The organism is Bradyrhizobium iriomotense, assembly GCF_018129405.1.
GTDB classification, from domain to species: domain Bacteria; phylum Pseudomonadota; class Alphaproteobacteria; order Rhizobiales; family Xanthobacteraceae; genus Bradyrhizobium; species Bradyrhizobium iriomotense_B.
Window position 1 is genome coordinate 1 of sequence record NZ_JAFCLP010000027.1, and the last position, 19,942, is coordinate 19,942.

Below are 19,942 nucleotides of genomic sequence, written 5' to 3' on the forward strand. Positions count from 1 at the left end.
CCCCACCGAATCACAGCATCGCCGCCGTGGCAAATACTGATTCCTACCAAAAGAATCTCACGCTCTCAGGATGAGGGGAGAGAGTGTTGGCTCTGATGGGAGAAAGGTCGGTCGCCGTCGGAAACATCCCGACACAAACAAAAAAGGACCAACTCGCGTTGGCCCTCCTTGTCGCGCGTACAGACCCGATCCTGTTCGACCCCGGGGGGCTGGGGGCTGAGGAATCCGGAACCGAAAGGACCGGGTCAACGCACATAACTCTTTTCGCAATGCAGGGCGGCAGGCGCTGGGCGGAAAAGCGGCGAGACTAAGATTCTTGCGCACGATCCCGTGACGGTTCGTCGCGACAGAGTTCTACCCCTGCGTGTGGCCTGGCCCGCACCCGATTCCTCCGGTTGAGCCCCAAGACTCTTTGGAGACTCTTGGGCCTGTTTCCCGGGTTCCATCGAGAGCCCTTGCGGAGGACAGCGGTTGGCGCAATCATGCAATTGTCATGATCCGCGGTTCCGGGGACGGTTTTCGCGGACGAGGGTCATGCCTGTGCGATGAGGAGGCGCTTCCCATGAGCCTGATGCCGGAGGATGCCGATCCAAGCGGGCAGCGCGCGGCGGCGCATCCCGCCGCTGCGAACGCGCAACCGAACCGGGTGACCTTCAACCGGCTCGAGCTGCACCGTATTCTCAATCTCTATGGCCGCATGGTTGCCGACGGCGAGTGGCGCGACTACGCCATCGACTTCCTGAAGGACCGTGCGGTGTTCTCGGTGTTTCGCCGCGCCTCGGAAGTGCCGATCTATCGCATCGAGAAGGATCCGCGCCTCGCACGCAAGCAGGGCATGTACAGCGTGATCTCGGCGACCGGTCTGATCCTGCGCCGCGGCCACGAGCTCGAGCGCGTGTTGCTGGTGATCGACCGCAAGCTGGCGGTGGTGTAGCGGCACGGCCAGTGCCGTAGGGTGGGCAAAGCGAAGCGTGCCCACCGCTCTCGGCGATCGAGGAAAGATGGTGGGCACGGCGCGTTGCGCCTTTGCCCACCCTACGACACCAGTCATGTGGCGAAGTCTTCGTAGCCCGGATGAGCGAAGCGACATCTGGGACTTTGCTTGCCGCGGTCCCGGGTATCGCTGCGCTCACCCGGGCTACGGGACTGCCCTACTTTGTTGGCACCGTGCGCGCGCCCTCGCCGAGGTCACGCTGCATCATCACCGTATCCAGCCAGCGGCCGAATTTCAGCCCGACATTTGGGTGCGTGCCGATCATCTTGAAGCCGCCCCTGGTGTGCACGCCGATCGAGCCGGCATTGGCGGAATCGCCGATCACCGCGATCATCTGGCGGAAGCCGCGCGCCTCGCATTCGGTGATCAGCCGCTCCAGCAGTAATGAGCCGACGCCGCGGCGGTGGAAGGAGGGATCGAGATAGATCGAGTTCTCGACCGTGAAGCGGTAGGCCGGCCGCGGCCGGTAGGCGCCTGCATAGGCGTATCCGGCCACGCGCCCGTCGAGGATGGCGACGAAATAGGGATAGCCGCCGTCCACCAGCGCGCGGTAGCGGCGCGTCATCTCGGCAAGGTCAGGCGGATCCAGCTCGAACGTCGCCGTGCCCTCGCGGACGGCCTGCTGGTAGATGGCGGTGATGGCGGGGAGGTCGGCCTCGGTTGTGGGCCTGATTTCAGGTGCGGACATGAGGAGAAGATTAGAGCCTTCCCGCGGCCGCCGGAAGGGGCCTCGGCGCATCCACACCCGTCATTGCGAGCGGAGCGAAGCAATCCAGAAATGCATCCGCGGAGGAACTCTGGATTGCTTCGCTGTGCTCGCAATGATGAGGAGAGGCTGCTCCCTTGTAGCCCGGATGGAGCGCAGCGAAATCCGGGGCACGTCTCTCCGCGGATACCGCGTTCCCGGATTGCGCTGCGCTCCATCCGGGCTACGGCGCGCTCTCGCCCCAAACAAAAACCCCGGCCTCTCGGCCGGGGTTCGTGTTGTTCTCTCGGGTCTATCGCTTAGTCGCGCTGGCCGAGGAGCTGCAGGAGCAGCGTGAACAGGTTGATGAAATTCAGGTACAGCGACAGCGCGCCGGTGATGGCCGCACGCTCTGCGATGTCACCGCCGGCCGAGGCATAGCCGTAGATGTAGTCGTTCTTCAGCCGCTGCGTATCCCAGGCGGTGAGGCCCGCGAACACCAGCACGCCGACCACCGACACGATGAACTGCAGCATCGAACTCGCAAGGAACAGGTTCACCAGGCTCGCGATGATGATGCCGATCAGGCCCATGAACAGGAACGAGCCCATGCCGGTCAGGTCACGCTTGGTGGTGTAGCCGTAGAGGCTGAGCGCGCCGAAGGTCGCCGCGGTGATGAAGAACACCCGCACGATCGAGGTGTGGGTGAACACCAGGAAGATCGACGACAGCGAGATGCCCATCAGCGCCGAGAACACCCAGAACAGGATCTGGGCGGTCGAGGGGGCGAGACGGTTGATGCCCGCCGAGATCACGAACACCATCGCGAGCGGCGCGAGCATGAACAGCCACTTCAGGGGGCTGACGAACATCGCGTAGCCGAACGGCGTCAGGAACAGCTTGCCGACGCGGACGGCGTCCGCCGTCGGAACGTCGGTCACGGCGGCCATGTAGACGCCGAGCGCAGCAAGGCCCGTGATGGCCAGGCCAATGCTCATGTAATTGTAGATGCGCAGCATATATGCGCGCAGGCCGGCATCGACCGTCGCGGCGTCAACACGCCCGGCGGCCCTGCCGAAAGGAGAAGCGTAGTTACGGTCTAGGTCCGACATGGTCGAATTCCCGCTGGTTGGCCGGTCCGGCATGAGGGTCGCCATGCCGCCGGTTCGTCAAACTTTATCTCGGATACCGCTGCCTGCCGACTAAATTTTGGCTAACAATCGGGGCTCCGAACCCATTCGATATGTGGGAAACTAACACATTCGCTGCAACCGTCCACGCGCGGCTGAATGTCGCCCTTGGCTGCAATCCAGACGGGCAGGCGTGGTTAATCGCAGGAATCGTGCGATTTTGCTCCCGCGCGGCCGGCCGCTACCATTTGTCACAAATTCCGCAACACCGTGGCGGGCTTTTTGTTCAACGCCAGCAGCGTGCCGGCGAGCCCGAGCCCGACCGTGACGATCAGGGCGGCCACCACCACGCCGGCCGCGCTGCCGGCCTGCCAGACGAAGCTGAGCGTCATCAGGCGTGTCACGATCATCCAGGCCGCGATGCTGCCGGCGATCACGCCGAACACGGCAGTGGCAAGCCCGATCAGGAGGTATTCGAGCGCATAGGCGCCGAGCAGCCGCAGACGCGTCGCGCCCAGCGTCTTGAGGATCACCGCATCGTAGACCCGGTGACGGTGGCCGGCAGCGAGGGCCCCGCCCAGCACCAGGATCGCCGAGATCAGGGTCACGGCGCTGGCGCCGCGGATCGCCAGCGCCAGATTGGTCACGACCGAGCCGACCGTCTCCATCACCTCGCGCACGCGCACGCTCGTCACCATGGGATAGGCGTCGGCCACCTCCTTGATGATCTTGCCGTCGCCCGCGGCATCGCCGCCGGCCTCCGTCAGCGTCGCGATATGGGTGTGAGGTGCGCCCTTGAAGGCGTTGGGCGAGAATACTAGGACGAAATTGATGCCCATCCCCTGCCAATCGATGTTGCGCAGATTGCTGATCTTGGCCGGGATGTCGCGGCCGAGCACGTTGACCACGACCTCGTCGCCGAGCTTGAGGCCGAGCCCGTCGGCGATCTTCTTCTCCATCGAGACCAGCGGCGGGCCGGAATAGTCCGCGCTCCACCACTCGCCCTCGACCACCTTGGACCCCTTCGGCAGCTCAGCTGTATAGGTCAGGCCGCGGTCGCTCTGCAGCACCCATTCGGAATCGGTGGTCGGCTTGAGCTCCTCGGCGCGCACTCCGCGCGCGGCGACGATGCGCCCGCGCAGCATCGGCACGTCCTCGACCTTCGCGCCCGGCGCGATCTGCCGCAGATAGCCGTCGAACTGCTCGGCCTGCGTGCTCGGGATGTCGATGAAGAAGAATGACGGTGCGCGGTCGGGCAGCGCTGCGAGGAACTGCCGTCGCAGATTGCCGTCGATCTGGGTGATGGTGACGAGCACGGCGAGCCCGAGGCCCAGCGACAGCACCACCGACGGCGTCAGCGCGCCCGGCCGGTGGATGTTGGCGATCGCAAGCCGCAGCATCGGCAGCCGCGTCCGCGGCAGCCGCCGCGCGATTGTCATCAGCAGGGCGGCGATGCCGCGCAGCAGGGCGAACACGACGACGGAGGAGGCCACGAACACCGCGGCGATGCGCTTGTCGAACGAGAGCCCGATCACGACCGCGACGAGCAGTACGATCACGATGCCCATGAACACGAGATAGCTCGCGCGGGGCCGGTGCCATTCGGAGCTGATGGTGTCGCGGAACAGCGCCGCCACCGGCACGTCATGCACGCGCCCGAGCGGCCACAGGCCGAAGGCGAGCGCGGTCAATAGGCCATAGACGAAGGACAGCGCAAGCTCGTCGGCATGCACGGCCGGCACCACCGGCAGCGGCAGCAGCTTGCCGAACAGCCCGACGATGGCGAAGGGCATGGCGGCGCCGAGCGCCAATCCGATCACGGACCCGATCGCGGCCAGCAGGAGAACCTGCGCCAGATAAATCCCGAACACGTCGCGGCCCGTGGCGCCGACGGCCTTGAAGGCCGCGATCACCTCGAGCTTGCGGTCGATATGGCTCTTGACGGCGTTGGCGACGCCGACACCGCCGACCAGCAGCGCGGCGAGGCCGACCAGCGTCAGGAACTGCGTGAAGCGGCTGATGTTGCGCTCGAGCTGCGGCGAGGCATTGGACCGGCTGCGGACCTCCCAGCCGGCCTGCGGCGCGGCGCTCCGGGCATCCGCGATGAAGGCCTCGGTGGCGCGCTCGCTGTTGGCTGTGTCGGGCAGCTTCACCCGGTAGACCCAGCGCACCAGGCTGCCGGGCTGGATCAGCCCGGTGGCGCGCAGGCCCGCCTCGCTGATCAGGAAGCGCGGGCCGAAGCCGATGCCGCCGGCGAGCTTGTCGGGCTCGGCCTCGACGGTGGAGCGGATCTGGAAGGTCGCAGAGCCAATGGTGACGCGGTCGCCGGTCTTCAGCGAGAGCCGTGCCAGCAGCGTCGGATCGGCGGCGGCGCCGAACGCGCCGTCGTGCTCGGCGAGTAAGTCTGACATCGGCAGCTGTGGTGCCAGCGTGAGCTGTCCCAGCATCGGATAGGTGTTGTCGACCGCCTTCATCTCGACCAGCGCGAGCTTGCCGTCAGCCGAGCGCGCCATGCCGCGCAGCGTTGCGGCAGTCGAGACCGTGCCGCGCGAGCGCAGGAAGGCGACCTCCTCGGGCTTGGCCTCGCGCTGGAACAGCACGAAGGAGACGTCGCCGCCGAGCAGCGTGCGGCCCTCGCGGGCGAGTCCGTCGGAGAGACTCGCCGAGACCGAGCCGACGCCGGCGATCGCCATCACGCCGAGCGCGATGCAGGCGATGAAGACGTAGAAGCCGCGCAGGCCGCCGCGCAGTTCGCGCAGCGCATAGCGCAGCGACAGCGCGACGGCGTTCGGCTTCGCGAACGGTTCGGCAGCGGCGCTCATGCGGGGGCAGACTGCGTGTCGATGCGGCCCGAGCGCAAGCGGATGACGCGATCGCAACGATGCGCCAGCGAGGAATCGTGCGTGACCAGCACCAAGGTCATGCCGCGCTCGGCATGCTTGGTGAAGAGCAGGTCGACGATCTGCTTTCCGGTGGCTTCATCGAGATTGCCGGTCGGCTCGTCCGCGACGAGGATGGCGGGATCGGGCGCCAGCGCACGGGCCAGCGCAACGCGCTGCTGCTCACCGCCGGAGAGCTGCGACGGATAATGATGCAGGCGATCGCCGAGGCCGACCGATTGCAGCTCCTCCGCCGCGCGCTTTGCGGCGTCGGGATTGCCGGCAAGCTCGAGCGGCACCGCGACGTTCTCCAGCGCCGTCATGGTCGGGATCAGATGGAAGGACTGGAAGACGATGCCGACCTGGCGGCCGCGGAAGCGCGCCAGCGCGTCCTCGTCGAGGGCATTGAAAGCCGTGCCGCTCACCACCACCTCTCCGCTATCAGGACGCTCCAGCCCCGCCATCACCATCAGCAGCGTGGATTTGCCCGAGCCTGACGGGCCGATCAGGCCGATCGTCTCGCCCGAGGCGACGCGCAGGCTGATGTCCTTGAGGATGTGAACGCGTGCCGCGCCCGTGCCCAATGAGAGATTGACGTTGGAGATGGCGATGGTGTCCATCGCGGTCGTGGCGAGCGAAGAGGGATAGATGCGAGTGTCCATGGTGCGGTCATATGGCAACTCCGATAGCGCGGTCGAGAGGCGTTACGGATTGTTCATGCACATAGCCGTGTTGATGCTCGCCTTCATGACAATTGCGAACCCGGCCTGGGCGGGCGCGACAAAGCCGGTCAAGCTTGTCGTTCTCGGCGATTCCTTGAGCGCCGGCCTTGGCCTTCCGGCCCAGGAGGCGTTCCCCCAGAAACTTCAAAAAGCCTTGCAAGCCAAGGGCATAGCGGTCGACATGACCAATGCCGGGGTGTCCGGCGACACCACCTCCGGCGGCCGCGACCGGCTCGACTGGTCCGTGCCTGATGGAACCGATGGCGTGATCGTCGAGCTCGGCGCCAACGACGCGCTGCGCGGCATCGACCCCGCCCTGACGCGCACGGCGCTGACCGACATCGTGCAGCGGCTCAAGGCGCGGAAGATTCCAGTCATGCTGTGCGGTATGCTGGCGCCGCCGAATTACGGCGCCGAATACGCGGCGCGCTTCAATTCGATTTATCCGGATCTGGCGAAACAATTCGACGTGCCGCTCTATCCGTTCTTCCTCGAGGGCGTTGCGGCCGACGCCAAGCTCAACCAGGCCGACGGTATCCATCCGACCGCGGCGGGCGTCGACATCATCGTCGGCAACATCATGCCCACGGTGGAGGCATTCCTCGGCACGATAACCGAGCAACGGCGTTGAAAAGCAGGCAACACTAACCCTAATTCCCAGGGTTTTCCCGGGGTGGGCCGCGCGATGCTTCGCAGAGTCACACAACTGCGATAGGAATCAGGGTACCGGTGATTCGTCGCCGGCTCTAATTTGGATATGGTTCTCGCCTCGAGGGCTGTAGCCAAGCATCGGGAGTGCGAAACGATGCCGCGTTTGTTCACTGGTCTGGAAATTCCGGCCGACATCGGCCAGTCGCTTTCCAACTTGCGGGGCGGCCTTCCCGGCGCCCGATGGATCGATCCCGAAAATTATCACGTCACCCTGCGCTTCATCGGCGACATCGACGGCGTCTCCGCCAACGAGATCGCCTCGATGCTGTTTCGCGTCGATCGCAAGCCGTTCGAGGTGAAGGTGCAGGGCCTGCAAAGCTTCGGCGGCCGCAAGCCGCGCGCGGTGGTCGCAACGATCGCGCCGAGCAAGCCGCTGATGGAATTGCAGGCCGAGCTCGAGCGCATGATGCAGCGGATCGGTCTCAACCCCGAGGGCCGCAAGTTCATCCCGCACGTCACGCTGGCCCGGCTGCACGACGCCTCCGACCGCGACGTCGCCGACTATCTGTCGCTGCGCGGCTACTTCCCGAGCAAGGCGTTCATGGCCGAACGCTTCGTGCTGTTTTCCTCGCGCGCCTCCACCGGCGGCGGCCCGTATATCGTCGAGGACGCCTACGAGCTGTGTGAGTAGCGCAGCTCTCGTGCCCCGGCCGCAGAGCCGGGGCCCAGCGTTCCGCGATGAACGAAATAGTGGGTCCCGGCTCTGCGCAGCAGCGTTACACGCTGCAGCGCGTCCGGGACACGAAACGCGCATACCCCGCCCACCAATTCGCGGCTTGCAATTTCCGCCCATCTCTGGCGGTAAGGGGCCATGCTCTCCACCCCCAATTCCTCATTCCGTGAGGCATACCAGGCCGAGATCGCGTCCGGCGCGATCGAGCCGGACGCTGCGCAGGCCGAGGTCGCCGAAGCCTATGCGGCGCTCGACCTGCGGCTCGCAAGTTACAAGCCCGCGCGCAAGCAGGGCCTGCTCAGCCGCCTGTTCAGCAGCAGTGACAAGGACGATGCGCCGCGCGGCCTCTACATCCACGGCGAGGTCGGCCGCGGCAAGACCATGCTGATGGATCTGTTCTTTCAGCACTCCTCGGTCGAGCACAAGCGCCGCGCGCATTTCCACGAATTCATGGCGGATGTGCATGAGCGCATCTACGACTATCGCCAGAGCATCGCGCGCGGCGAGATCGCCGACGGCGACGTCATCGCGCTGACGGCGACTGCGATCTTCGAGGAGAGCTGGCTGCTCTGCTTCGACGAATTCCACGTCACCGACATCGCGGACGCGATGATCCTGGGACGCCTGTTCGCGAAATTGTTCGAGCTCGGCACCGTCGTGGTCGCGACCTCCAACGTCGCGCCCGACGATCTCTACAAGGGCGGCCTCAACCGCTCGCTGTTCCTGCCCTTCATCAAGCAGATCACCGACCACATGGACGTCGCGCGGCTCGATGCGCGCACCGACTTCCGGCTGGAGAAGCTGCAGGGCGTGCCGATGTGGCTGACGCCGGCCGATGGCGATGCGGATGCCGCGCTCGACCGCGCCTGGTCGCGGATGTCGGGCGGGGCCAAATGCAGGTCGCGCGACATCTTGATCAAGGGCCGCATCCTGCACGTGCCGTGCTCGGCCCACGGCGTGGCGCGGTTCTCGTTCGCCGATCTCTGCGAGAAGCCGCTCGGCGCATCCGACTACCTCAGGCTGGCGCACGACTATCACACCATCCTGGTCGACCATATTCCAGTGATGGACTTCTCCCAGCGCAACGCCGCCAAGCGCTTCATCACGCTGATCGATACGCTCTATGACAATGCCGTGAAGCTGATGGCCTCGGCTAACGCCAACCCGATCTCGCTCTACCTCGCCACCGAGGGCACCGAGGCCATGGAGTTCAAGCGGACGGCGTCGCGCCTGATCGAAATGAGCTCGGAATCCTATCTGGCGCTGCCTCACGGCCGCAAGGATTCCACCGCGAGCGGCTCCACCAAGGGCCTGGTGGAGACTTAAGTCCTATTCCCGTCGAAGGTACCGCTGTCATTCCGGGGCGCCCGCGCAAACGCGGGCGAACCCGGAATCCCGAGATTGTCGCGAGATTCCGGGCTCGCGACTTTCGTCGCGCCCCGGAATGACAGGGCTGCGTGCCCGAGGCATCGGCAAGCCCGACAAATGGGCATCCGCCGACTTGAACGCGGGAAGCGAAAGGGATAACCACCCATCAGTTTTCCCTCCTCACGTGTCTAAAGGACAGGTTCACATGGCGCGCGACAAGATTGCTTTGATTGGCTCCGGTCAGATCGGCGGAACGCTGGCTCACCTCATCGGCCTGAAAGAACTGGGCGACGTCGTGATGTTCGACATCGCCGAGGGCGTGCCGCAGGGCAAGGCGCTCGACATCGCGCAGTCCTCGCCGGTCGACGGCTTCGACGCCCACTACACCGGCGCGAACTCCTACGAAGCGCTCGACAACGCCAAGGTCTGCATTGTCACCGCCGGCGTGCCGCGCAAGCCCGGCATGAGCCGCGACGACCTCCTCTCCATCAACCTCAAGGTCATGGAGCAGGTCGGTGCGGGCATCAAGAAGTACGCTCCCGACGCCTTCGTCATCTGCATCACCAATCCGCTCGACGCGATGGTCTGGGCGCTGCAGAAGGCTAGCGGCCTGCCGCACAAGAAGGTCGTCGGCATGGCCGGCGTGCTCGACTCCGCGCGCTTCCGCTACTTCCTGGCCGATGAATTCAACGTCTCCGTTGAAGACGTCACCGCCTTCGTGCTCGGCGGCCACGGCGACACCATGGTGCCGCTGGTGAAGTACTCCACCGTTGCCGGCATCCCGCTGCCCGACCTCGTCAAGATGGGCTGGACCTCGCAGGCGCGCCTCGACGAGATCGTCGACCGCACCCGCAACGGCGGCGCCGAGATCGTTAACCTGCTCAAGACCGGCTCGGCCTTCTATGCGCCGGCGGCCTCCGCGATCGCGATGGCCGAGAGCTATCTGCGTGACAAGAAGCGCGTGCTGCCCTCGGCCGCCTACCTCAACGGCGAATACGGCGTGAAGGACATGTATGTCGGCGTGCCCGTCGTGATCGGCTCCAAGGGTGTCGAGCGCGTCGTCGAGATCGAGCTCGCCGGCAAGGACCGCGAAGCCTTCGACAAGTCGGTCGGCGCCGTACAGGGCCTGGTCGACGCCTGCAAGAAGATCGCACCCGATCTTCTCGGCCGCTAAGGCGCAAACAATCCCGCCGAAGATCGAAAACCGGTCTTCGGCGGTTTCACTTCCGGACCCCGCTTGACCGGGGCGGGTTCCGGCTCAGCAGTCCAGAGATCGATGTCAAAGAATCCGGGTTGCAGTTCCTGTGGTATATGGTATGCCAGCCACAAGACTGAGGTGGGCCCAAGAGGTCACCGCCCGCGGGTTCAGGGAGCGACCATATGAATATCCATGAATATCAGGCCAAAGCGCTGCTGGGTGAGTTCGGCGTGCCGATCTCCAAGGGCGTGCCGGTCCTCAAAGCGGCCGACGCGGAAGCTGCGGCCAAGGCGCTGCCCGGTCCGGTCTGGGTGGTGAAGAGCCAGATCCATGCCGGTGGCCGCGGCAAGGGCAAGTTCAAGGAAGCCTCGGCCGGCGACAAGGGCGGCGTCCGCATTGCCAAGTCGGCCGCGGAGGTCTCTGAATTCGCCAAGCAGATGCTGGGCGCGACGCTGGTGACCGTGCAGACCGGCCCCGCCGGCAAGCAGGTCAACCGCCTCTACATCGAGGACGGCTCCGACATCGACAAGGAATTCTACCTGTCGATCCTGGTCGACCGCGAAACCTCGCGCGTCTCCTTCGTCGTCTCGACCGAAGGCGGCGTCAACATCGAGGACGTCGCGCACAACACGCCCGAGAAGATCGTCACCTTCTCGGTCGATCCCGCCACCGGCATCATGGGCCATCACGGCCGCACGGTCGCGAACGCGCTGAAGCTCTCCGGTGATCTCGCCAAGCAGGCGGAAAAGCTCACCGCGCAGCTCTACGCGGCCTTCGTCGCCAAGGACATGTCGATGCTGGAGATCAACCCGCTGGTCGTGACCAAGCAGGGCCAGCTCCGCGTGCTCGATGCCAAGGTCTCTTTCGACGACAACGCGCTGTTCCGTCACCCCGAGGTGCTCGCGCTGCGCGACGAGACCGAGGAAGACGCCAAGGAGATCGAGGCGTCCAAGTACGACCTCAATTACGTCACCCTCGACGGCAACATCGGCTGCATGGTCAACGGCGCGGGTCTCGCCATGGCGACGATGGACATCATCAAGCTCTACGGCATGGCGCCGGCCAACTTCCTCGACGTCGGCGGCAGCGCCAGCGTTGATAAGGTTGCGGCTGCCTTCAAGATCATCACCGCCGATCCCAACGTGAAGGGCATCCTGGTCAACATCTTCGGCGGTATCATGAAGTGCGACGTGATCGCCGAGGGCGTCACGGCTGCGGTGCGCCAGGTCGGCCTCACCGTCCCGCTGGTGGTCCGCCTCGAAGGCACCAATGTCGAGCTCGGCAAGAAGATCATCCTTGAATCCGGACTGAACGTGGTGCCCGCCGACAATCTCGACGACGCCGCGCAGAAGATCGTGAAGGCCGTCAAGGGAGGCTAAGGCCATGACCCAGGACCATCTCGCCGCATCATCTCCGCTCCCCGAGCACACGCGCCTCGCCGCGTTCGCCGGCGAATGGGATGGCGAGGAGGTGGTCTTCCCGTCGCGCTGGAACGCGGGCGGGCCGGCCACCTCTCACGTCGTCGCGCGCATGGACCTGAATGGATTTTATCTGATCCAGGACGCGGTGCAGATGCGCGACGGCAAGCAGAGCTTCGCCACCCACGGCATCTTCACCTACGACCGCGACGACCGGACCTACAAATTGTTCTGGTACGACTCGCTCGGTTACACGCCGCCCTCGCCCGCCTCCGGCGGGTGGGTCGGCCAGACCCTGACGCTGGTGCGCGGCTCGCTCCGCGGCAATGCGCGCCACGTCTACGAGATCATCAATGAGGATTCCTACTCGTTGAAGATCCAGTTCTCGCCGGACGCGGAAGGCTGGGCTGACGTCCTCACCGGCGTCTACCGCCGCATCCACTGACCCTCTCACTCTGTTAGTTTCGCGAAAGCAGACCTCATGTCCATCCTGATCGACAAGAACACCAAGGTCATCTGCCAGGGCTTCACCGGCAAGAACGGCACGTTCCATTCCGAGGCCGCGATCGCCTACGGCACCAAGATGGTCGGCGGCACCTCGCCGGGCAAAGGCGGCTCGACGCATCTGGGCCTGCCGGTGTTCGACACCGTGCGCGATGCGCGTGAGAAGACCGGCGCCGATGCGTCGGTGATCTACGTGCCGCCGCCGGGCGCGGCGGACGCGATCTGCGAAGCCATCGACGCCGAGATCCCGCTGATCGTCTGCATCACCGAGGGTATTCCGGTCGTGGACATGGTCCGCGTGAAGCGTTCGCTGATCGGCTCCAAGTCGCGCCTGATCGGGCCGAACTGCCCGGGCGTCATGACCGCCGGCGAGTGCAAGATCGGCATCATGCCCGCCAACATCTTCAAGACTGGCTCGGTCGGCATCGTCTCCCGCTCGGGCACGCTGACCTATGAAGCCGTGTTCCAGACCTCCCAGGAAGGCCTCGGCCAGACCACCGCGGTCGGCATCGGCGGCGACCCGGTCAAGGGCACCGAGTTCATCGACGTCCTCGAAATGCTGCTGGCCGACCCCAAGACCGAATCGATCATCATGATCGGCGAGATCGGCGGTTCCGCCGAGGAGGACGCCGCCCAGTTCCTCAAGGACGAGGCCAAGCGCGGCCGCAAGAAGCCGATGGTCGGCTTCATCGCCGGCGTCACCGCCCCTCCCGGCCGCCGCATGGGCCATGCCGGTGCGATCATCTCGGGCGGCAAGGGCGACGCCGGTTCCAAGACCGAGGCGATGAAATCGGCAGGGATTACAGTGTCCCCGTCGCCCGCCCGCCTCGGCCATACGCTTGCCGAAAAGTTGAAAGGCTAATTCACTTCTTCGTACTTTTCCGGGCGAAGTTTCGCAGCAAATAGGGTAAAGGGTGCCTGTCGCGCCGAGCCTCTGCCGGGGAGCTCGGCGCCAGCGCCGTTTGTTATGCGCGAACCGAAATCGCCAGGAACTCAAGTATGTCTCGCCAGGACGCGAACGCAGCCTTTGCCCTGTCATCGTTTTTGCAGGGCACCAACGCCACCTACATCGACGAAATCTACGCCCGCTACGAGAAGGACCCGTCCTCGGTCGACGCCGAGTGGCAGGAGTTCTTCAAGAGCCTCAACGACCAGCCCGCCGACGTCCGGAAGAACGCGGAAGGCCCGTCCTGGGAGCGGGACAACTGGCCGCTGTCACCCAAGGATGATCTGACCTCCGCGCTCGACGGCAACTGGGCCGAAGTCGAGAAGGCGGTCGGTGCCAAGATCGCCGCCAAGGCGCAGGCCAAGGGTGCCGAGATCTCCTCCGCCGACGTGCTTCAGGCCACGCGCGACTCCGTCCGCGCCTTGATGCTGATCCGCTCGTACCGCATGCGCGGCCACTTCCACGCCAAGCTCGATCCGCTCGGCATCGAAGCCCAGCGCAACCGCGAAGAGCTCGACCCTCGCACCTACGGCTTCAGCGAAGCCGATTTCGACCGCAAGATCTTCCTCGATCACGTTCTCGGCCTCGAATATGGCTCGCTGCGCGAGATCACCGCGATCTGCGAGCGCACCTACTGCCAGACGCTCGGCGTCGAGTTCATGCATATCAGCAATGCCGCGCAGAAGGCCTGGATCCAGGAGCGGATCGAGGGACCCGATAAGGAGATCTCGTTCACTCCTGAAGGTCGCAGAGCCATCCTGACGAAGCTGGTCGAAGCCGAGGGTTTCGAAAAGTTCTGCGACACCAAGTTCACCGGCACCAAGCGCTTCGGCCTCGATGGCGGTGAAGCGCTGATCCCCGCGCTCGAGCAGATCATCAAGCGCGGCGGCAATCTCGGCGTGAAGGAAATCGTGCTCGGCATGCCGCATCGCGGCCGCCTCAACGTGCTGACCCAGGTGTTGGGCAAGGCCCATCGCGCGCTGTTCCACGAGTTCAAGGGCGGCTCGGCCAACCCCGACGCGGTCGAAGGCTCGGGCGACGTCAAGTACCACCTCGGCGCCTCCTCGGACCGCGAGTTCGACGGCAACCGCATCCATCTGTCGCTGACCGCCAACCCCTCGCATCTCGAGATCGTCGATCCCGTCGTGCTCGGCAAGGTCCGCGCCAAGCAGGACCAGCACGGCGATCCCCCGGACATGCGCATCTCGGTGATGCCGCTGCTGATGCACGGCGACGCCGCGTTCGCCGGCCAGGGCGTGGTCGCGGAATGCTTCGGCCTGTCGGACCTGAAGGGCTACCGCACAGGCGGCTCCGTGCACTTCATCGTCAACAACCAGATCGGCTTCACCACCTATCCGCGTTATTCCCGTTCTTCGCCTTATCCGTCGGATGTGGCGAAGATGATCGACGCGCCGATCTTCCACGTGAACGGCGACGATCCGGAAGCCGTGGTGTTCGCGGCCAAGGTCGCGACCGAGTTTCGGCAGAAGTTCCACAAGCCGGTCGTGATCGACATGTGGTGCTATCGCCGCTACGGCCACAACGAGGGCGATGAGCCCGCGTTCACCCAGCCCGTGATGTACAAGCGGATCGCGGCACATCCCTCGACCCTCACTCTCTACTCCAAGCGCCTGATCGCCGACGGCGTGGTCACCGAGGGCGAGGTCGACAAGCTGAAGGCCGACTGGCGCTCGCGGCTCGACGCCGAGTTCGAGGCCGGCACCTCCTACAAGCCGAACAAGGCCGACTGGCTCGACGGCAAGTGGTCCGGCTTCAAGATCGCCGACCAGGAAGAGGATGCGCGGCGCGGCGTCACCGGCGTCGACATCGCCACGCTGAAGGACATCGGCCGCAAGATCACCAAGGTGCCGGACGGCTTCCGCGTTCACCGCACCATCCAGCGTTTCCTCGACAACCGCTCGAAGGCGATCGACACCGGCGCCGGTATCGACTGGGCGACCGGCGAGGCGCTGGCGTTCTGCTCGTTGCTCAACGAAAACCATCACGTCCGCCTGTCCGGACAGGATTCGGAGCGCGGCACCTTCTCGCAGCGCCATTCGGTCCTGATCGACCAGGAAGACGAGAGCCGCTACACGCCGTTCAACCATCTCGGCCACGAGCAGGGCCACTACGAGGTCATCAACTCGCTGCTGTCGGAAGAGGCCGTGCTCGGCTTCGAATACGGCTACTCGCTCGCCGAGCCGAACACGCTGACGCTGTGGGAAGCCCAGTTCGGCGACTTCGCCAATGGCGCGCAGGTCGTGTTCGACCAGTTCATCTCCTCGGGCGAGCGCAAATGGCTGCGCATGTCCGGTCTCGTCTGTCTGCTGCCGCACGGCTATGAGGGCCAGGGACCGGAGCACTCCTCGGCGCGCCTCGAGCGTTACCTGCAGATGTGCGCGGAAGACAACATGCAGGTGGTCTACCCGACCACGCCGGCGAACTACTTCCACGCGCTGCGCCGGCAGCTGCATCGCGAGATCCGCAAGCCGCTGATCATGATGACGCCGAAGTCGCTGCTGCGTCACAAGCGGGCGGTGTCGCGTCTCGAAGAGCTCGCGAAGGGAACGACCTTCCACCGCATCCTCTACGATGACGCCCAGATGCTGCCGAGCGAAGCCGTCAAGCTCGTTCCCGACGAGAAGATCCGCCGCATCGTGCTGTGCTCCGGCAAGGTCTATTACGACCTCTACGAGGAGCGCGAGAAGCGCGGCATCGACGACATCTACCTGATGCGCGTCGAGCAGCTCTATCCGGTGCCGCTGAAGGCGCTGGTGGCCGAGCTGTCGCGCTTCAAGAAGGCCGAGCTGGTGTGGTGCCAGGAAGAGCCCCGCAACATGGGTGCCTGGCACTTCATCGAGCCCTATCTGGAATGGGTGCTGAACCAGGTGAACGGTGTGAGCCGGCGTCCGCGTTATGTCGGCCGCGCCGCTTCCGCCGCGACCGCCACGGGTCTGATGTCCAAGCATCAGGCTCAGCTGAAGGCGTTCCTGGACGAAGCACTGAGCTGAACTTTTTGAACTGCGTCATGCCCCGCCTTGTGCGCCATCGCGCACCGGAGCGGGGCATCCAGTAGCCGTGACGTGAATGCGAACGTCCCGGCTTGCTGGATGGCCTGCTTTTGGCCGGCCGATGACACCTGAATTCATGACCGCTACTGGCGATCCCTTAAGGAAGAGACCATGACTGAAATTCGTGTGCCGACGCTCGGCGAATCCGTCACCGAGGCCACCATCGGCCGCTGGTTCAAGAAGGCCGGCGATCCCGTCGCTGTCGACGAGCCCTTGGTGGAGCTCGAGACCGACAAGGTCACCATCGAAGTCCCCGCGCCCTCCGCGGGCACGCTGAGCGAGATCATCGCCGCCGATGGCGCGACCGTTGCGGTCGGCGCGCTGCTCGGCCAGATCACCGACGGTGCCGGCGCTGCCAAGCCCGCCGCCGCGCCGGCCAAGGCTGCTGCGCCTGCCGCCGCCGCTGCTTCTGCGCCCGCGCCGGCGCCCGCTGCCGCCAAGGCGCCGCCGGCCGATGCGCCGCTCGCTCCGTCCGTGCGCAAGCTGTCGGCCGAGACCGGCATCGATGCCTCCACCGTTCCCGGCTCCGGCAAGGACGGCCGCGTCACCAAGGGCGACATGCTGGCTGCGATCGAGCGCGCCGCGTCCGCGCCGACCCCGGTCAACCAGCCCGCCGCCGCCGTGCAGGTGCGCGCGCCGTCGCCGGCCGATGACGCCGCCCGCGAAGAGCGCGTCAAGATGACCCGCCTGCGCCAGACCATCGCGCGGCGCCTGAAGGACGTGCAGAACACCGCGGCCATGCTGACGACCTTCAACGAGGTCGACATGACCAACGTCATGGCGCTGCGCGCGCACTACAAGGACGCGTTCGAGAAGAAGCACGGCGCCAAGCTCGGCTTCATGGGCTTCTTCACCAAGGCCGTCGTGCAGGCGCTCAAGGACATCCCGGCCGTCAACGCCGAGATCGACGGCAGCGACCTGATCTACAAGAACTACTATCACATCGGCGTCGCCGTCGGCACCGACAAGGGCCTCGTCGTGCCCGTGGTGCGCGACTGCGACCACAAGTCGATCTCTGACATCGAGAAGGGCATCGCCGATTTCGGCCGCCGCGCCCGTGACGGCCAGCTCAAGATCGACGAGATGCAGGGTGGCACCTTCACCATCACCAATGGCGGCATCTACGGCTCGCTGATGTCGACCCCGATCCTGAACGCGCCGCAGTCCGGCATCCTCGGCATGCACAAGATCCAGGAGCGGCCGATGGTCGTCGGCGGCAAGATCGAGGTCCGCCCGATGATGTATCTGGCGCTGTCCTACGATCACCGCGTCATCGACGGCAAGGAAGCCGTCACCTTCCTGGTTCGCGTCAAGGAGAGCCTGGAAGATCCGGCGCGCCTGGTGCTCGATCTCTGATCCCTGATGCTCTGCGAGCGCCGTCGCCATTCGCGACGGCGCATGTCGAACCATGGAGGCGCGCGTGACGGATAAAGTCGTTGTCATCACCGGCGGCAGCCGCGGCATCGGGCGGGCGACCGCGATTGCGGCGGCCGCGCGCGGCTTTCGCGTCGTGGTCGGCTATGCCAGCAACAAGACCGCGGCCGACGAAGTCGTAGCTACGATCGAGGCCAGCAACGGCAAGGCCATCGCGGTGAAATGCGATGTCGCCGAGGAAAGCGACATCCTCAACCTGTTCAGGGAAGCCGACAAGTTCGGCACGCTCGGGGCGCTCGTCAACAATGGCGGCATCGTCGGCAAGAGCGGCGTGCGCGTCGACGAGATGTCGGCCGAGCGCATCCAGCGCGTCATGGCCGTCAACGTCACCGGCTCCATCCTCTGCGCGCGCGAAGCCGTGAAGCGGATGTCGACCAAGCACGGCGGCAAGGGCGGCGTCATCGTCAACCTGTCCTCGGTGGCGGCCCGTCTCGGCGCACCCAATACCTATGTCGACTACGCCGCGTCCAAGGGCGCGGTCGATTCCTTCACGGTTGGCCTCGGCTACGAAGTCGCAAACGAAGGCATCCGCGTCGCCGCGATCCGTCCCGGCCTGATCGACACCGATATCCACGCTGCCGGCGGCGAGCCCGACCGCGCCCATCGTCTGGCCCACATGGTGCCGATGAAGCGCGTCGGCACCGCCGACGAAATCGCCAACGCCATCGTCTGGCTGCTGTCGGACGAGGCCTCCTACGTCACCTCAGCCATTCTCGATGTGTCCGGCGGACGCTGACGCGCCGCGCGGACGCTGACACATCCTCATCACGCTAAACCTACGGGACTTTCTCTCATGGCTACCTACGATCTCGTCGTCATCGGCACCGGACCGGGCGGTTATGTCTGCGCAGTGCGCGCTAGCCAGCTCGGCATGAAAGTCGCCGTGGTCGAAAAGAACGCAACGCTCGGCGGCACCTGTCTCAATGTCGGCTGCATGCCGTCCAAGGCGCTGCTGCATGCCTCCGAGATGTTCGAGGAAGCCGGGCACTCCTTCGCCAAGATGGGCGTGTCGGTGTCGTCGCCGAAGCTCGATCTGCCCGCGATGATGAACTTCAAGCAGCAGGGCATCGACGGCAACGTCAAGGGCGTCGAGTTCCTGATGAAGAAGAACAAGATCGACGTGCTCAAGGGTACCGGCAAGATTCTCGGCACCGGCAAGGTCGAGGTCTCCGCCGACGGCAAGTCGCAGGTGGTCGAGACCAAGAACATCGTGATCGCCACCGGCTCCGACATCGCGCGCCTGAAGGGTATCGAGATCGACGAGAAGCGCATCGTGTCGTCGACCGGCGCGCTGTCGCTGGAGAAGGTGCCAGGCAGATTGCTGGTCATTGGCGCTGGCGTGATCGGGCTCGAACTTGGCTCTGTGTGGCGGCGGCTTGGATCCGAAGTCATGGTGGTCGAATTCCTCGATCGCATTCTGCCCGGCATGGACGGCGAGATCGCCAAGCAATTCCAGCGCATCCTTGAAAAGCAGGGATTTGCATTCAAGCTGGGTTCGAAGGTCACCGGCGTCGAAGTGAACAGCAAGGCATTGCTCGCGAAAATCGAGCCGGCTGCCGGCGGTGCCGCCGAGACCATCGAGGCCGATGTCGTCCTGGTCTGCATCGGCCGCACGCCCTACACGGACGGGCTCGGCCTGAAGGAGGCCGGCGTGGCACTCGACCCGCGCGGCCGCGTCCAGATCGACCCGCATTTCGCCACCAGCCTGAAGGGCGTCTATGCCATCGGCGACGTCGTCGCCGGCCCGATGCTCGCGCACAAGGCCGAGGATGAGGGTGTTGCGGTCGCGGAGATCATCGCCGGCCAGGCCGGCCACGTGAACTACGATGTGATCCCGGGCGTCGTGTATACCACGCCGGAAGTGTCCTCCGTCGGCAAGACCGAGGAGGAGCTGAAGCAGGCGGGTGTCGCTTATACCGTCGGGAAGTTTCCCTTTACCGCCAACGGCCGCTCCAAGGTCAACCAGACCACTGATGGCTTTGTGAAAATTCTCGCAGATGCGAAGACCGATCGCGTGCTCGGCGTGCACATTATCGGCATTGAGGCCGGCGAAATGATCCATGAAGCCTGCGTTCTCATGGAGTTTGGTGGCAGTGCGGAAGATCTCGCGCGCACCTGCCACGCCCATCCGACCCGCTCGGAGGCCGTCAAGGAAGCCGCGCTTGCAGTCGGCAAGCGGGCCATCCATATGTAGGCTCGCGCCTAGCGA

16 protein-coding genes are annotated in these 19,942 nt (G+C 65.1%); 12 read left to right on the top strand and 4 right to left on the bottom strand.

Annotated elements, in window-relative coordinates:
• The first annotated feature begins 562 nt into the window (after window positions 1–562).
• Window positions 563–934: a DUF2794 domain-containing protein gene (locus JQ592_RS34480; RefSeq protein WP_211407163.1), complete on the top strand. Its 372-nt coding sequence runs from the start codon at window positions 563–565 to the stop codon at window positions 932–934.
• 217 nt (window positions 935–1,151) lie between these two features.
• On the opposite strand, the gene JQ592_RS34485 is transcribed toward JQ592_RS34480, so the two are convergent.
• From JQ592_RS34485 to JQ592_RS34500, 4 genes are all read right to left on the bottom strand, one after another.
• On the bottom strand, window positions 1,152–1,682 hold the full coding sequence (locus JQ592_RS34485; protein WP_211407164.1) for a GNAT family N-acetyltransferase: 531 nt from the start codon (window positions 1,680–1,682) through the stop codon (window positions 1,152–1,154).
• 317 nt (window positions 1,683–1,999) lie between these two features.
• A complete protein-coding gene (locus JQ592_RS34490; protein WP_026312126.1) occupies window positions 2,000–2,791 on the bottom strand; it encodes a Bax inhibitor-1/YccA family protein in 792 nt (263 codons plus the stop codon).
• A gap of 269 nt (window positions 2,792–3,060) precedes the next feature.
• Window positions 3,061–5,631, bottom strand: coding sequence for an ABC transporter permease (locus JQ592_RS34495; protein ID WP_211407165.1), 2,571 nt, complete (start codon window positions 5,629–5,631; stop codon window positions 3,061–3,063).
• Window positions 5,628–6,350: an ABC transporter ATP-binding protein gene (locus tag JQ592_RS34500; protein ID WP_211407166.1), complete on the bottom strand. Its 723-nt coding sequence runs from the start codon at window positions 6,348–6,350 to the stop codon at window positions 5,628–5,630. Before JQ592_RS34500 ends, JQ592_RS34495 begins: the two co-directional genes overlap by 4 nt.
• A gap of 55 nt (window positions 6,351–6,405) precedes the next feature.
• Between JQ592_RS34500 and JQ592_RS34505 the strand changes: the two genes are divergently transcribed.
• The 11 genes from JQ592_RS34505 (at window position 6,406) to lpdA (ending at window position 19,927) form a co-directional block, all read left to right on the top strand.
• On the top strand, window positions 6,406–7,041 hold the full coding sequence (locus JQ592_RS34505; RefSeq protein ID WP_211407167.1) for an arylesterase: 636 nt from the start codon (window positions 6,406–6,408) through the stop codon (window positions 7,039–7,041).
• 174 nt (window positions 7,042–7,215) lie between these two features.
• Window positions 7,216–7,752, top strand: coding sequence for an RNA 2',3'-cyclic phosphodiesterase (gene thpR, locus JQ592_RS34510; RefSeq protein WP_211407168.1), 537 nt, complete (start codon window positions 7,216–7,218; stop codon window positions 7,750–7,752).
• A 180-nt stretch (window positions 7,753–7,932) separates the two neighbouring features.
• The gene (gene zapE, locus JQ592_RS34515) at window positions 7,933–9,120 is read left to right on the top strand and encodes a cell division protein ZapE (RefSeq protein WP_211407169.1); all 1,188 of its coding nucleotides are present in this window, start codon (window positions 7,933–7,935) and stop codon (window positions 9,118–9,120) included.
• Between the two features lie 247 nt (window positions 9,121–9,367).
• A complete protein-coding gene (gene mdh, locus JQ592_RS34520; protein ID WP_008145224.1) occupies window positions 9,368–10,336 on the top strand; it encodes a malate dehydrogenase in 969 nt (322 codons plus the stop codon).
• 206 nt (window positions 10,337–10,542) lie between these two features.
• The gene (sucC, locus tag JQ592_RS34525; protein ID WP_211407170.1) at window positions 10,543–11,739 is read left to right on the top strand and encodes an ADP-forming succinate--CoA ligase subunit beta; all 1,197 of its coding nucleotides are present in this window, start codon (window positions 10,543–10,545) and stop codon (window positions 11,737–11,739) included.
• 4 nt (window positions 11,740–11,743) lie between these two features.
• The gene (locus tag JQ592_RS34530) at window positions 11,744–12,223 is read left to right on the top strand and encodes a DUF1579 family protein (protein WP_211407171.1); all 480 of its coding nucleotides are present in this window, start codon (window positions 11,744–11,746) and stop codon (window positions 12,221–12,223) included.
• Window positions 12,224–12,259: 36 nt separating this feature from the next.
• Window positions 12,260–13,144 (top strand): succinate--CoA ligase subunit alpha, encoded by an 885-nt coding sequence (gene sucD / locus JQ592_RS34535; protein ID WP_211407172.1) that lies wholly within the window; start codon window positions 12,260–12,262, stop codon window positions 13,142–13,144.
• A gap of 137 nt (window positions 13,145–13,281) precedes the next feature.
• On the top strand, window positions 13,282–16,239 hold the full coding sequence (locus JQ592_RS34540; protein ID WP_211407173.1) for a 2-oxoglutarate dehydrogenase E1 component: 2,958 nt from the start codon (window positions 13,282–13,284) through the stop codon (window positions 16,237–16,239).
• Window positions 16,240–16,410: 171 nt separating this feature from the next.
• The gene (gene odhB, locus JQ592_RS34545; protein ID WP_211407174.1) at window positions 16,411–17,655 is read left to right on the top strand and encodes a 2-oxoglutarate dehydrogenase complex dihydrolipoyllysine-residue succinyltransferase; all 1,245 of its coding nucleotides are present in this window, start codon (window positions 16,411–16,413) and stop codon (window positions 17,653–17,655) included.
• A gap of 52 nt (window positions 17,656–17,707) precedes the next feature.
• The gene (locus JQ592_RS34550) at window positions 17,708–18,469 is read left to right on the top strand and encodes an SDR family oxidoreductase (protein ID WP_211407175.1); all 762 of its coding nucleotides are present in this window, start codon (window positions 17,708–17,710) and stop codon (window positions 18,467–18,469) included.
• Window positions 18,470–18,526: 57 nt separating this feature from the next.
• Window positions 18,527–19,927 carry a dihydrolipoyl dehydrogenase gene (gene lpdA, locus JQ592_RS34555; protein ID WP_211407176.1) on the top strand — a complete coding sequence of 467 codons (1,401 nt, stop codon included), beginning with the start codon at window positions 18,527–18,529 and terminating at the stop codon, window positions 19,925–19,927.
• Window positions 19,928–19,942 lie beyond the last annotated feature (15 nt).